Below are 12,268 nucleotides of genomic sequence, written 5' to 3'. Positions count from 1 at the left end.
TGGGCCCCCCGACCCACCCGGAGCCCCTCGCTCAGCGAGCTCGCAGCTTGTAGCTCTCTCGGTCGGGCGTGAGCTCCTCACCGTCCAGCGTGATCGATGTGACCCGGACCTCGATCGGGAACATCTCCGCCGGCCGGTTGCCCCAGGTGAGTGTCTTCTCGCCGCTCCGGCCGAGGGTGAACGACCACTCCTTCGTCGCGCCGTCGGCCGTCGTCATGGTCACCACGACGCGGGCGCCCTTCAGCGCCTCCCCGTCCTCGTCCTCGAATCCGACCTTGATCTTCGCCTTCCAGCCGCGACGGGTCTCGAACGACATGTCGCGGTAGGTGACGTCGGCCAGCGACCCCACCGCAACGGTCGTGGTGGTCGGCGGCAACGTGGTCGTGGTCGTCGTGGTGGTGGGCGGCAACGTGGTCGTGGTCGTCGTCGTGGTTGTGGTTGTCGTCGTCGTGGTCGTCGTTGGCGGCGCAGTCGTCGGCGGCACCGTCGTCGTCGTGGTCGGCGCCTCGGTGGTGGTCGTGGTCGGCTCGCACTCGGCGCAGGTCGTGGTCGTGACGTCGAAGTGCTCCAGGTCGCTACGCCCGATGTCCTGGGCCGACTCCTCGTAGTGCTCGCCGACATTGTCTTCGAGCATCTCGAACGTGGTCGTCGAGCCGGCGAACATCAGGGTGAGCAGCAACGCGTACTCGACACCACTCGCACCGCGATCATCGCGGAACCGGAGAGAACGTCGGCGGAGAAAAGGCATGCGGTGACGATCGGCTCGCCGGGGGTCCCCGATTGATGGCGCTTTCGGCGCTTCCGCGCAGGACCTAGGGCCTCACGGGTGAGCCGATCGCCCCACCCGCGGGTGAGCCGCGCTCACCAGTCGTCGGCGAGCCTCAGGGCCGCGGCGACCACCGTCGTCGAGCCGGCCACGACCACGAGGTCGTCCTCGGCGGCAAGTCCCATGGCGTGATCGAGCGCGGCCTCGACGTCGACGACGACGTCCGCCCGGGCCCCGACCGTGTCGGCCGCGGCCGCCAGCGCGTCCGCATCGACGCCCCGCGCGGTCGGGGCCGTGCAGACCACGACGACGTCGAACGACGCGGCATCGAGGGCCGTCAACACCTGCACCGGGTCACGGCCGTCCTGCATGCCCAGGACGAGAACGCGGCGCGACCCGCTGCCGAACTCCTCGCGCACCGCGGTGGCGAGGGCGGCCGCGCCGGCGACATTGTGTGCGGCATCGACGAGCACGGTCGGGGCCGTGTGGACCACGTGGAGGCGACCGGGCACCTCGATCGTGTCGAAGGCTTCGGTCACGATGTCCTCCCCGAGCGCGGCGTCGAAGAACTCCTCGACGGCAGCGATGGCGAGCGCCGCATTCGTGCCCTGGTGCTCCCCGTGCAGTCGGACGAACACGTCCTCGTGGGTTCCCCGCGGCGTCTCGACCTCGATCAGACGTCCGCCGACCGCCAGCTCGTTGCGCCGGAGGCGGACCTCCTCCCCGACCGCGACGACCGGGCCCGGCTCCTCGGCCTCGACGAACGGGCGCAGATCCGCCTCGCCGATCACGACCGGGCGGCCCGCTTCGACGATCCCGGCCTTCTCGGCGGCGACGCGGTCCCGCCAGCCCGCCTCGCCATCCGTGTGATCCCGGCTGACGTTGGTGATCACGGCAACGTCGGCATGCACGACGTTCGTCGAGTCGAACCGGCCGAGCATGCCCACCTCGACGATCGCGACGTCGACCGCCTCGTTGGCGAAGTGCAGGAGCGCGGCCGAGGTGACCGTGTCGAACCAGGTTCGGGGGCCGAGACCCTGCACCTCTTCGACCCGCACGACATCGGCGATCGCCAACCCGAAATCCTCGGCGCTGATGTCCTCGCCACCGACCCGGATGCGCTCGGTGACGTCGTGCAGGTGGGGGCTCGTGTAGAGACCGACCCGCAGCCCCATGACGGTCAGGATGCGTTCGATCATCCGGCTCGTGGAGCCCTTGCCGTTCGTGCCGGTGATGTGGATGACCGGATAGGCATGCTGCGGATCACCCACGGCGCCCATGAACGCCTGCATCGGCTCGAGCGAGAGACCTTCGATCGCGCCGGCCCGCGGCACCACCTCGTAGTTGATCAGCGAATCGAGATGATCGAGCGCTTCGAGTTCGTCCACGCGGTCAGTGTGCCGCGGCGCCGCTAGCTCGCGGCGCGTTCGTCCTCGGTGGTAACGAGCGTGGGCTCGGCCTTGTCGATGACGGTGTCGCGGTCGACGATGACCTTGATCACCTCGTCACGACCCGGCAGGTCGTACATCACGTCGAGCAACGATTCCTCGAGGATCGCCCGCAGGCCACGGGCGCCGGTGGCCCGCTTGATGGCCTCTTCGGCGATCGCGACGAGCGCATCCTCGGTGAACTCCAACTCGACGTTCTCGAACTCGAAGATCTTCTGGTACTGCTTGACCAGGGCGTTGCGGGGCTCGGTGAGGATCTCGATCAGCGCGTCCGAATCCAGATGGCTCACGGCGCCGACCACCGGCAGGCGGCCGATGAACTCCGGGATGAGACCGAACTTGGTGAGGTCCTCCGGCAGGACCGCATCGAAGATCGCGCCGAGGTCCTTGTCCTCCGGACGACGGATGTCAGCTCCGAAGCCGACGCCCTTGGCCCCGATGCGGTTCTCCACGATCTTCTCGATGCCGGCGAAGGCACCACCACAGATGAACAGCACGTTGGTGGTGTCGATCTGGATGAACTCCTGGTGCGGATGCTTGCGCCCGCCCTGGGGCGGCACCGCCGCGGTCGTGCCCTCGAGGATCTTGAGCAGCGCCTGCTGCACACCCTCACCGGAGACGTCGCGGGTGATCGACGGGTTCTCGCTCTTGCGGGCGACCTTGTCGATCTCGTCGATGTAGATGATGCCGGTCTCGGCCTTCTTGACGTCGTAGTCCGCAGCCTGGATCAGCTTGAGGAGGATGTTCTCGACGTCCTCACCGACATAGCCGGCCTCGGTGAGCGCGGTGGCGTCGGCGATCGCGAACGGCACGTTCAGCATGCGGGCGAGCGTCTGCGCCATGAGGGTCTTGCCGCAGCCGGTCGGGCCGATCAGCAGGATGTTGCTCTTCGAGAGCTCGACCTCACCGTCGAGCGTGGTGCCGAGCTGCACCCGCTTGTAGTGGTTGTAGACGGCGACGGCCAGGATCCGCTTGGCGGTGTCCTGGCCGACGATGTAGTCGTTGAGGAACTGGTAGATCTCCCGCGGCGACGGCAGCTCGCCCAGGCTCACCTCGGAGGTCTCGGCGAGCTCCTCCTCGATGATCTCGTTGCACAGATCGATGCACTCGTCACAGATGTAGACGCCGGGGCCGGCGATCAACTTCTTGACCTGCTTCTGGGACTTGCCACAGAAGGAGCACTTCAGAAGTTCTCCCCCTTCGCCGAACTTGGCCACGCTTCCCCTTCAGTCTGTGTCGATGTCTGCTTGCGTCTTGACGGTCGCTTCAGGACCTCAGCTGATGGCCGTGATCGGGCCGCTGTTGTCCACCACATTACGCGTATCGATGACCTCATCGATGATGCCGTACTCCTTGGCCTCCTGCGCGGTCATTACGAAGTCGCGATCGGTGTCCTTGGAGATCTTCTCGACGGGCTGACCCGTGTGGAAGGCGAGCACCTCTTCGAGCGAGGTTTTCATGCGCTGGATCTCGGCCGCGATCAGCTCGATGTCGCTCGCCTGACCCTGGGCCCCGGCGTAGGGCTGGTGGATGAGGATGCGGGCGTGGGGCAGCGCGAGACGCTTGCCCTTCGCACCCGCCGCCAGCAGCACGGCGGCGGCCGAGGCGGCCTGACCGAAGCAGATCGTGGTGATGTCCGGCTTGATGTAGGACATCGTGTCGTAGATCGCGAAGAGGGCGTTGATGTCGCCCCCCGGCGAGTTGATGTAGAGGTTGATGTCCTTGTCGGGGTTCTCCGACTCGAGGTGCAGCAGCTGGGCGCAGATCAGGTTGGCGATCGTGTCGTCGATCGGCGTGCCGATGAAGATGATGTTCTCCTTCAGCAACCGGCTGTAGAGATCGAAGGCCCGCTCGCCGCGGTTCGTCTGCTCGACGACGGTCGGCACCAGATAGTTCTGGGGCGCAACGTCCATGTTCGTGAAGATGCTCATTCCTCTTCTCCCTCGACCTCGTCCTCGTCCTCAGATTCTTCCGGGAACTCCAGGGCGTCCCGGTCCACAGGGTCACCATTGTCGTCCACGAGCTCGACATTGTCTGTGAGCCATTCGAGGGCGTCACGTTTTCCCAGGTCAGCGCGTAGAGCGCTGAGCTGTCCGACCTCGGCGAGCCGTTCCCACAGCTCGTCGGCGTCCTGTCCGGACTGCTCGGCCATCTCGGCGACGGACGCCCGCAGCGACTCGTCGTCGGGTACGAGGCCCTCGGCCTCGGCGACGGTGCGCAGCGCGAGGTCGACCTTGACGGCCTGCTCGGACGGCTCGCGGAACTCGGCGCGGAGCTGGTCCGGCGTCTGGCCGACCTGGGCGAGGTACTGACCCGGATCGATGCCCTGCTGCTGGAGCCGGCCGACCATGTCCTGGAGGCGGGCGTCGATCTCGTTGTCGATCATCGCCTCGGGGATGTCGGCGGTCACCAGCTCGGCCAGCGCCTCCGCGGTGTTCTGCTGGAGGGCCATGCGGGCCTGGGCGATCTTCATGGAGCTCATGCGCGACACGAGGTCGGCGCGGAGCTCGTCGAGGGTCTCGAACTCGGAGGCCTCCGCCGCCCACTCGTCGTCGAGCTCGGGAAGCACCGCTTCCTTCACTTCCTGGACGGTGACCTTGAAGTGGAGGGGCTCCTCTTCGTCCGGATCGGGGTGCTCGGCGTCGAACTCGAGCTCGTCGCCGGCGGACGCGCCGCGGAGGTTCTCGTCGATCTCGGCGACGACGGCACCGGTGCCGACCTCGTAGTCGTAGTCGGAGGTGGTGAGCCCCGGGACGGCCTCGCCGTCGTGGGTCCCCTCGATGTCGATCGTGACATGGTCGCCGTCCTCGGCGGCACGCTCGACGGCCTGGAACTCGGCGTACTGCTGACGCATGCGATCGATCTGCTCGTCGATCTCCTCGTCGCTCGGCGTGGGGCTCGGGATCTCGACCCGGAGGCCGTTGTAGCCGCCGACTTCGACGACGGGCCGGACCTCGACGACGGCGTCGAAGGTGACGGCGCCGGTCTCCTGGCCGCCGGTGATGTCGATCTCGGGCGGGGCGATGACATCGACGTCGTGGTCGACGACGGCGCGGGCGTAGTAGTCGGGCAGCGCCTCACGCAGCGCCTCCTCGCGGCCGACGGCGGAGCCGAACTGGGCCTCGAGCAGCTTGCGGGGCGCCTTGCCGGGCCGGAAGCCGGGCATGCGCACCTCTTTGGCGATGCGCTTGAAGGCGGCGTCGATCGCGGCGTCGAATTCGGCCTCGTCGACCTCGACCGAGAGCTTGACCTTGTTGTCGTCGAGGGTCTCGATCGTGCTGGAGACACGGCTGGGAGATGTTGCGCTGGAACTCATTGCCGCAAAGCCTAACGGCGCCGTCCGCGGGTTCGACCGGCCGCGACGAGCCAGATCTCAGCCGGACCGGCCTGCGATCCGGCGACGGAGGAGCTCGGACATCGGCAGGTCGGCCGGGTCGTCATCCCGACGGTCGTCGAGCACCTCGGCGATCTCGGTCGGGGCGAGGGCGCGGTAGGAATCGAATGTTGCGGATCCGTCCGCCTCGTCGCGGAAGATCGCGAACGTCCGCCACGGCACGCCCGGGGGCCGGGTGACGACGCGTTCCGCGAGCGTGACGAATCGCCGCGCCGCGCCGTCGTCGAGGTCGCTCGGGCACCAGTCGGCCGGCACGACCTCCACGGTCTCCACCCGCTCGCCGACCGACGGCGCGGCGCCCGGAGGCGGCGCGAGGACGGCGTGCACCTCCAGCTCGAACACGATCAGATGGACGTCGTCGCTACTGGGCGACGCGAGGCGCTCGCGGAGGGTCAACGTCGCGTCGACGAGGCCGCTCCCGCCCTCGAACGCCCGTTCCAGGAGCCCCGGGGTCGACTCGGCGTCGCCCGTCGGCGATCGCGACCCGACGACCCCGATGGCGCAGATGCCGCCGGACTCGGTTGGCGGCTGCGCGTCGCTCGGCGAATCGTCGGCGCTGCACGCGGCGGCGACCAACAGGATGGCGGCGGCCGGTCGCGCCCATCGATTCCGCATGGACGAACGCTAGTCGGGACATTCCGGCGGCGCTAGCCTGCGGGCACCCGCGGGTGTAGTTCAACGGCTAGAACCTCAGCCTTCCAAGCTGATGATGCGAGTTCGATTCTCGTCACCCGCTCGCAGCCAGCACGACGCTCGGCACCGCGGTCACGACACCGACGGTGTTCTGCGCTCGGTTGAAGGAGTCGACCGACTCGGCGATCACTGCGTGGAACTCGACCTCCTCGCCGGGCTCCGCCGACAGCGCTGGGGTCCACGATCGGGACATCGTGTGCTCGTCGCCCGGGCCGAGGTCCGTGTCTCCGAGCCACAGGTAGCTGGTGTCGAGAGCCGATCCGTCGATCGACGCCCGTACCGCGAGGAAGCGGAGCTCGCCCCGATCCTCGAGCGCGACCGGATGGCCGGACACGTTCGTGACGGTGAGAGAGACGGTCAACTCAGCTCCCGGCTCGAAGGTCGCCGCATCGAGTGAGAGCGTGCCGACGAGGTCGGCGGCCTCGGCGAGACCGGCAGCCGTCGGGGCGGTCGTGGTCGTCGTGGTCGCGGCGGTCGTGGTGGGCGCGAGGACCGTCGTGGACGGCGGCGCGGTCGTCACCGCCACCGCGGCGGTCGTCGTGGACGGTGGAGCCGTCGTGGCCACCGAGTCCGGCACTGTCGTGGCTGGCACTGTCGTGGTTGAGACGGTCGTGGTGGGCGCGGCGGTCGTCGTGACGGCCCGTGTTGTCGTCGGTGGGGCCTCGGACTGTTCGGGCCCGTCGTCGGAGCAGCCGACGGCGACCGCCAGCACGGTCAGGAGCATCGCCACGACTCGCAACATGGAAGAACGCTAGCTCTGCATCGCGGGGAGGTTGTCCCGAGCGTTGAGACGGGCGTCGCCCAGTCGAGTGCTCCGCGGACGGGAACGAGCGCTCTCACTCGCCGTCGTTGGCGTGAAGGCGTTCCGCCTCGGCTATCGCGGCCTCGCGGTCCTCGACGTCGAACGCGACGTGGCGGCGCAGTCGAGCGTCCTCGGAGATGAGGTCGACGGTGATGAAGTCGGTGACGAAGTCGGCCCGGCGTACTTCGATGGTGGTGGCGGCGATCCGTTCGCCACGCACGGCGATGACCTCCGAGATCGACCAGTGGGGGCGTTGGTCAGCCGATTCCCACGCGGTTTCGATGCGCCGGAACCAGTCGGCCGGATCGTCACCTCGGCCGTAGTTGACGAAACGACGGCGGTCTTCCCACGTGAAGTCGTCGGCGATCGTCGCCTCCACGTCGATCTTCGACGCAACTCCCTCAGGTGGAACTTCGACGATGCTACTCAGGGCGTCGTACGCGCGCCGCAACCATTCGACCGCCGCGTTGGTCAAGGGCGCCTCGGACATCGCCACAAAGTAGTCCCCGGCCCCCAGGCCCGCGAGACGCGGATCTGGCGGATCTGGCATGCGATCTGGCGCCTCCTGGATGAACAACGATTCCAGGAGGAACCATGACCACCACCGACACCACCCCCGACTGGCAGCTCGCCGGCGAGGCCTGGAGCCATGCCGCCACCGATTGGGCCTACGGCTTCGAGCCCTACGCCCGCGACGGCATCGAGACCGTCCTCGCCAAGACCGCGGTCGGGCCTGGGACCGACGTCCTCGATGTCGCCTGCGGGGCGGGGCTCGCCCTCGCTCGGGCGGAGCGGCTCGGCGCCAGCGTGAGCGGGCTCGACGCGGCCGCCGGCCTGCTCGAGATCGCGGCTCGCCGCGCGCCCGGAGCGAACCTCGTGCACGGCACCATGTTCGACCTGCCGTGGGACGACGATTCGTTCGACGTCGTCCTCGCCTTCAACGGCATCTGGGGCGGCTGCGACGAAGCCGTCGCAGAGCTCGGCCGCGTCTGTCGGCCGAGCGGCCGGGTCGGCCTCACCTTCTGGGGGGCGAGCGATCGCATGGATCTCCTCGGCTACTTCGTGACCGTCGGCCAGACCGGCCCCGGTGTCACCGAGGAGATCATCAGCCTCGCCGCGATCAACGCGCCGGGAGAGGCCGAGCGGGTACTGACCGACGCGGGCTTCGTCGACATCGAGCGCGGCGTCACCGAGGCGATCCTCGAGTTCACCGACGACGACCACGCCTGGCGCGTCCTGCGGTCACCCGGGCTCGTCGTTCCGTCGCTCCGCCACACCGGCGAGGACGAGCTCCGGGCGCAGGTCCTCGAGAGCATCGCGGCGTTCCGGGCGGACGACGGGAGCTACCGCCTCACCAACGAACTCGTCCACGTGACGGCGACCATGGCCGGATGATGGCTGGTGAGGGCGAGCACGGGGACCACTATGTTGGCCGGATGGAACAGCGGGTGTCGGTCTGCCACGGGCCGAACGGCGAGGAGATCGCCTACGCATCCGTCGGCGAGGGCCCCGTGCTCGTGCTGTCCGCCTGGTGGACGAGCCATCTCGAGCTGGACTGGCAGGACCCGGAGTTCCGCGACTTCGTGCTAGATCTCGCCGAGACCCATCGGGTCGTGCGCTACGACCGGCCCGGAGTGGGCATGAGCGGTCGCGACGACCGACCCTTCGATCTCCACACCGAGGCTGCCTACCTACGGGCGGTGATGGACGCCGCGAGCACCGACGGCCCCGCCGACGTGCTCGCCATCTCCTGCGGCGGACCGCCCGCGATCGTCGTGGCCACCGATGACCCGGCGCGGGTACGGCGCATCGTCTTCTTCGGGAGCTACGCCGAAGGGCCCCGCATCTCCGACCCGGCGACGCTCACCGCCCTCGAGTCCCTCGTGCGGGCGAGCTGGGGCCTCGGCAGCCAGACGCTGTCGAACCTCTTCGTGCCGGACGCGGACGCGTCGACCGTCCGGCGCGTCGCCGCCGCCCAACGCCACACCGCCAGCGCGGAGATCGCGGCCCGGTTGCTGTGCCTCACATCCGAGATGGACGTGGCCGACCGCGTCGAGCGAGTGCACCAGCCCTCACTCGTCCTGCACCGCGAGCGCGACCGCACGATCCCCTCCCAGCTCGGCGCGGATCTGGCCGCCGCGTTGCCGGATGCCGAGCTCCAGCTACTCGAGGGCCGCGCCCACCTCCCGTGGGTCGAGGGCGACGAGATCACCGCGGCGATCCGGCGATTCCTCACCGACGGCGCCACAGCCGGTGCGACCACCCGCAAGCTCGCCACCGTCGCGTTCACCGACATCGTGGACTCGACCTCGTCCATGAGCGAGCTCGGCGACGATCGCTGGCGAGCCCGGCTCGACGCCCTGTCGGCCCTCCTCACCGAGGAGGCCGCGGCCCGCGGTGGCGAGCTGGTGAAGGAAACGGGCGACGGCGCGCTCGTCACCTTCGAGCTGCCCAGCAACGCATTCGACTGGGCCATCGCCGTGCGTAAGCGCGCGCACGAACACGGCCTGGCGTTGCGCATCGGGCTCCACACCGGCGAGGTGGAGTTGCGGGGCGACGACGTGACCGGGCGGGCCGTCGTCATCGCCTCGCGCCTGTGCGACCTCGCGGCGGCGGGCCAGATCCGGGCCTCCTCCACCGCCGTCGATCTCGCCGCCGGCCGAGGCTTCCGCACGACCCACCTCGGCGCCGCCGCGCTCAAGGGCATCGACGCCGACGTCGTGTCGTACGACGTGGAACCGCTCGCCGCGACCGGCGATGCGCCCACCTTCACCCGCGAGGGCCAGAACTGGCGCGTGTCGTTTCGGGGCACCGACGCCGCCGTGCGTCACTCGAAGGGGGTCGGCGATCTGGCGATGCTCGTCGAGCAACGGGGCACCGACGTGCCCGCGGTCGTCCTCATGGACGGACCCGACGCCGCGCCCCGCTCGGGTGGCGACGAGGTGCTCGACCCCGATGCGGTCACCGCCTACCGACGGCGACTCGGCGAGATCGAGGACGAACTCGACCGGGCCGACGACGCCGGCGATGGCGCGGCGAGCGAGCGGCTGGAGGCGGAACGAACGGCATTGCTCGACGAGCTACGGACCGCCTCCGGGCTCGGTGGCCGCACCCGGCGCATGGGCGACGACGTCGAGCGGGCCCGCAAGGCCGTGTCCGCCCGGGTGCGCGACGCGATCAACAAGATCGGTGAGGTCCAGCCGGAGCTGGCGATCCATCTCGCGGAGTCGGTCACCACCGGCCGCGAGTGCCGCTACCGCTGACTACGGATCGAGAACGCCGCCCTCGTCGGCACTGATCGTCATCGCGACGCGCGAGGGTGCGACATCATCTGTCGCCAGGCCGTAGAGACCCAGCGCGACCACGATCATCGCCGCTCGCCAACGCACCCTGCCCACCGTAGCGAGGGCCACTCCCCCGCCACATGGGCCGACCGGCCCGACGCCGGATCAGCGCAGCAGCGCCGCGCTCTGGGCGACGTATTCGCGGATCGCGTCGACGTCGCCGTCCTGGCGTCCCGGGGTCGCCGCCATCACCGCGATGCCGACGATCAGCGGCGCCGCCCCCTCGTCGCCGATGATCGTGGCGACCGCCGCGCCGAGCACCCGCACCGACACCATCGCGGCGAACGGCACCACCGCGGCGGCTTCGCCGGGATGATCGATCAGGTACTCCGCGGCGGCGCGGAACTTGCCCGCCGGGCTGTTGTGGGCGCTGGCCGCGTGCACCATGCCTTCGAGGCAGACGCCGGCGATCTCGGCTTCCACCTTCACCTTGTCCGGGTAGTAGCGGTAGAGGGTGGCCCGACTCATTCCGGCATCGGCCGCGAGCTGCTTCATGTCGATCATGCCGGTGCACGCGAGCATCGTCGTGCCGGCCCGGATCACGTCGGGGTGATGCACCACGTCGTTGGCGGCCTCGAGCGCCTGCGCGATCGGCATGCCCGCGTTGAGGTCATCGACGAAGCGATCGGCATCAGCTGCGAACTCATCACTCGAGGTGTCGGCCACCAGACGCTCCCTCCCGTGCACTCCAGAACGTATCGGGGCCGCTACCGTCTGGGCCACTGGGCCTTCGGCTCATTTCCGCTGACGTTCCAGGAGCCCGGATGAGCCTCGACCTCGACACCACGCTGCAGATGATCCAGCGTGAAGGCGAGGCGTTGATCGCCGCCGCGCAGACCCATCCGACGGCCCAGGTGCGGGCCTGTCCCGACTGGAACGCGACCGAACTGGCGATCCACACCACGGGCGTGCACCGGCGCGTCGCCCACTGGTGCGCGGGCCGACTCCAGAAGCCGGAGCGCTGGCCGGATCACGAACCGCCGGACGCGACGGCGCCGTGGGACTGGTGCCGGGCCGGGCTCGACCTCGTCGTCGGCGTGCTGCGTGACATCGGCCCGGAAGAGTCCGTCTGGACGTGGACCGACCGCAAGAACGGCGGCTTCTACCACCGGCGCATGCTCCACGAGACCGTCGTGCACCGCTGGGATGCGCAGGACGCGGCCGGCACGCCGTCGCCCATCGACGCCGAGGTGGCGACCGACGGCGTCAACGAACTGATGGACGTGGGGCTGCGCTATCGAGGCGACGGCGCACCGCTCGACTATCCCGACGGCGACGTGCTCCTCGAGCGCACCGACGGCACCGACCGCTGGCGCCTGCGGGCCATGGACGGCACCCTGCTCGTGGGCCGCAACGGCGACGCCGGCACGTCCGCCGACGCAACCGTGCAGGGCCACGCCGAGGACCTGCTGCTGTGGCTCTGGGGCCGCCGCGGGCATGTCACCATCAGCGGTGAGGACGACGTCGCCGCCGCATGGGCCGCGATCGCGCCCTGAACGGCGTCAGTCGTTGGAACCGGTGGTCTCCGGGTAGAGGTGGCTCATCGAGCCCGGCTCGACGCGGCATGACTCGATGTAGGTGTCGACGTCGTCCTTCTTGAGCCGGATGACCCGACCGAATTTGTAGGCCGGGAGCTGGCCCTCGTCGATGAAGCGGTAGAGGGTGCGGGCGGTGACGCCGAGGCGTTCGGCGGCCGCAGGAGTGGAGAGCCAGACGACGTCGTCGTCGGCTTCGTCGGGAGCGGTGTCAGGGGGCATAGGGCGCATTCTCGCATGCTTTCGCGCCATTTGCATGGATTCGGCTTGCGCCTGACGGGCGCGT

General features: G+C 69.3%; 14 protein-coding genes and 1 tRNA gene. 4 read left to right on the top strand and 11 right to left on the bottom strand.

The annotated features are described in order from the left end of the window. Positions 1-31: 31 nt before the first annotated feature. The 6 genes from R8F63_05445 to R8F63_05420 form a co-directional block, all read right to left on the bottom strand. Positions 32-748 (bottom strand): hypothetical protein, encoded by a 717-nt coding sequence (locus R8F63_05445; protein MDW3218039.1) that lies wholly within the window; start codon positions 746-748, stop codon positions 32-34. A gap of 113 nt (positions 749-861) precedes the next feature. Next, positions 862-2,154 (bottom strand): Mur ligase family protein, encoded by a 1,293-nt coding sequence (locus R8F63_05440; GenBank protein MDW3218038.1) that lies wholly within the window; start codon positions 2,152-2,154, stop codon positions 862-864. Between the two features lie 23 nt (positions 2,155-2,177). Beyond that, positions 2,178-3,431: an ATP-dependent Clp protease ATP-binding subunit ClpX gene (gene clpX, locus R8F63_05435; GenBank protein ID MDW3218037.1), complete on the bottom strand. Its 1,254-nt coding sequence runs from the start codon at positions 3,429-3,431 to the stop codon at positions 2,178-2,180. A gap of 57 nt (positions 3,432-3,488) precedes the next feature. Next, positions 3,489-4,145, bottom strand: coding sequence for an ATP-dependent Clp protease proteolytic subunit (locus R8F63_05430; protein ID MDW3218036.1), 657 nt, complete (start codon positions 4,143-4,145; stop codon positions 3,489-3,491). Then, on the bottom strand, positions 4,142-5,530 hold the full coding sequence (gene tig, locus R8F63_05425) for a trigger factor (protein ID MDW3218035.1): 1,389 nt from the start codon (positions 5,528-5,530) through the stop codon (positions 4,142-4,144). The genes R8F63_05430 and tig overlap by 4 nt, the downstream gene beginning before the upstream one ends. 57 nt (positions 5,531-5,587) lie before the next feature. After that, positions 5,588-6,223 carry a hypothetical protein gene (locus R8F63_05420; protein MDW3218034.1) on the bottom strand — a complete coding sequence of 212 codons (636 nt, stop codon included), beginning with the start codon at positions 6,221-6,223 and terminating at the stop codon, positions 5,588-5,590. A 49-nt stretch (positions 6,224-6,272) separates the two neighbouring features. On the opposite strand from R8F63_05420, the gene R8F63_05415 reads away from it, so the two are divergent. Continuing rightward, positions 6,273-6,344 (top strand) — tRNA-Gly (locus R8F63_05415). On the opposite strand, the gene R8F63_05410 is transcribed toward R8F63_05415, so the two are convergent. Together R8F63_05410 and R8F63_05405 are read right to left on the bottom strand one after the other, a co-directional pair. After that, the gene (locus R8F63_05410; protein MDW3218033.1) at positions 6,336-7,043 is read right to left on the bottom strand and encodes a hypothetical protein; all 708 of its coding nucleotides are present in this window, start codon (positions 7,041-7,043) and stop codon (positions 6,336-6,338) included. The two genes, R8F63_05415 and R8F63_05410, sit on opposite strands and share 9 nt — an antisense overlap. A gap of 94 nt (positions 7,044-7,137) precedes the next feature. Beyond that, complete coding sequence (locus R8F63_05405; protein MDW3218032.1) at positions 7,138-7,593, bottom strand: hypothetical protein; 456 nt, start codon at positions 7,591-7,593, stop codon at positions 7,138-7,140. A 104-nt stretch (positions 7,594-7,697) separates the two neighbouring features. Between R8F63_05405 and R8F63_05400 the strand changes: the two genes are divergently transcribed. Together R8F63_05400 and R8F63_05395 are read left to right on the top strand one after the other, a co-directional pair. Next, positions 7,698-8,498 (top strand): class I SAM-dependent methyltransferase, encoded by an 801-nt coding sequence (locus R8F63_05400; protein ID MDW3218031.1) that lies wholly within the window; start codon positions 7,698-7,700, stop codon positions 8,496-8,498. Positions 8,499-8,539: 41 nt separating this feature from the next. After that, the gene (locus tag R8F63_05395; GenBank protein ID MDW3218030.1) at positions 8,540-10,366 is read left to right on the top strand and encodes an adenylate/guanylate cyclase domain-containing protein; all 1,827 of its coding nucleotides are present in this window, start codon (positions 8,540-8,542) and stop codon (positions 10,364-10,366) included. On the opposite strand, the gene R8F63_05390 is transcribed toward R8F63_05395, so the two are convergent. Further along, on the bottom strand, positions 10,367-10,492 hold the full coding sequence (locus R8F63_05390; GenBank protein MDW3218029.1) for a hypothetical protein: 126 nt from the start codon (positions 10,490-10,492) through the stop codon (positions 10,367-10,369). Positions 10,493-10,552: 60 nt separating this feature from the next. After that, positions 10,553-11,113, bottom strand: a complete 561-nt coding sequence (locus R8F63_05385) for a hypothetical protein (protein MDW3218028.1) — start codon at positions 11,111-11,113, stop codon at positions 10,553-10,555. A gap of 98 nt (positions 11,114-11,211) precedes the next feature. Here R8F63_05385 and R8F63_05380 point away from each other — a divergent pair, with 98 nt between their 5' ends. Then, positions 11,212-11,943: a maleylpyruvate isomerase family mycothiol-dependent enzyme gene (locus tag R8F63_05380; protein ID MDW3218027.1), complete on the top strand. Its 732-nt coding sequence runs from the start codon at positions 11,212-11,214 to the stop codon at positions 11,941-11,943. A 6-nt stretch (positions 11,944-11,949) separates the two neighbouring features. Here the strand turns inward: R8F63_05380 and R8F63_05375 are convergent, their stop codons facing one another. Continuing rightward, complete coding sequence (locus R8F63_05375) at positions 11,950-12,204, bottom strand: helix-turn-helix domain-containing protein (GenBank protein ID MDW3218026.1); 255 nt, start codon at positions 12,202-12,204, stop codon at positions 11,950-11,952. Positions 12,205-12,268: the final 64 nt, after the last annotated feature.

This window comes from Acidimicrobiales bacterium, assembly GCA_033344915.1.
In the GTDB taxonomy this organism is placed as follows: Bacteria; Actinomycetota; Acidimicrobiia; order Acidimicrobiales; family Aldehydirespiratoraceae; genus JAJRXC01.
The sequence above is the reverse complement of the archived record's forward strand: the minus strand, read 5'-3'. Positions and strand labels throughout refer to the sequence as shown.

Bases quoted from the DNA above. Each gene is read 5' to 3' on its own strand.
- R8F63_05445 (MDW3218039.1), bottom strand. From the start codon at position 748: ATGCCTTTTCTCCGCCGACGTTCTCTCCGGTTCCGCGATGATCGCGGT.
- R8F63_05430 (MDW3218036.1), bottom strand. From the start codon at position 4,145: ATGAGCATCTTCACGAACATGGACGTTGCGCCCCAGAACTATCTGGTG.
- tig (MDW3218035.1), bottom strand. From the start codon at position 5,530: ATGAGTTCCAGCGCAACATCTCCCAGCCGTGTCTCCAGCACGATCGAG.
- R8F63_05420 (MDW3218034.1), bottom strand. From the start codon at position 6,223: ATGCGGAATCGATGGGCGCGACCGGCCGCCGCCATCCTGTTGGTCGCC.
- R8F63_05410 (MDW3218033.1), bottom strand. From the start codon at position 7,043: ATGTTGCGAGTCGTGGCGATGCTCCTGACCGTGCTGGCGGTCGCCGTC.
- R8F63_05405 (MDW3218032.1), bottom strand. From the start codon at position 7,593: ATGTCCGAGGCGCCCTTGACCAACGCGGCGGTCGAATGGTTGCGGCGC.
- R8F63_05400 (MDW3218031.1), top strand. From the start codon at position 7,698: ATGACCACCACCGACACCACCCCCGACTGGCAGCTCGCCGGCGAGGCC.
- R8F63_05395 (MDW3218030.1), top strand. From the start codon at position 8,540: ATGGAACAGCGGGTGTCGGTCTGCCACGGGCCGAACGGCGAGGAGATC.
- R8F63_05380 (MDW3218027.1), top strand. From the start codon at position 11,212: ATGAGCCTCGACCTCGACACCACGCTGCAGATGATCCAGCGTGAAGGC.
- R8F63_05375 (MDW3218026.1), bottom strand. From the start codon at position 12,204: ATGCCCCCTGACACCGCTCCCGACGAAGCCGACGACGACGTCGTCTGG.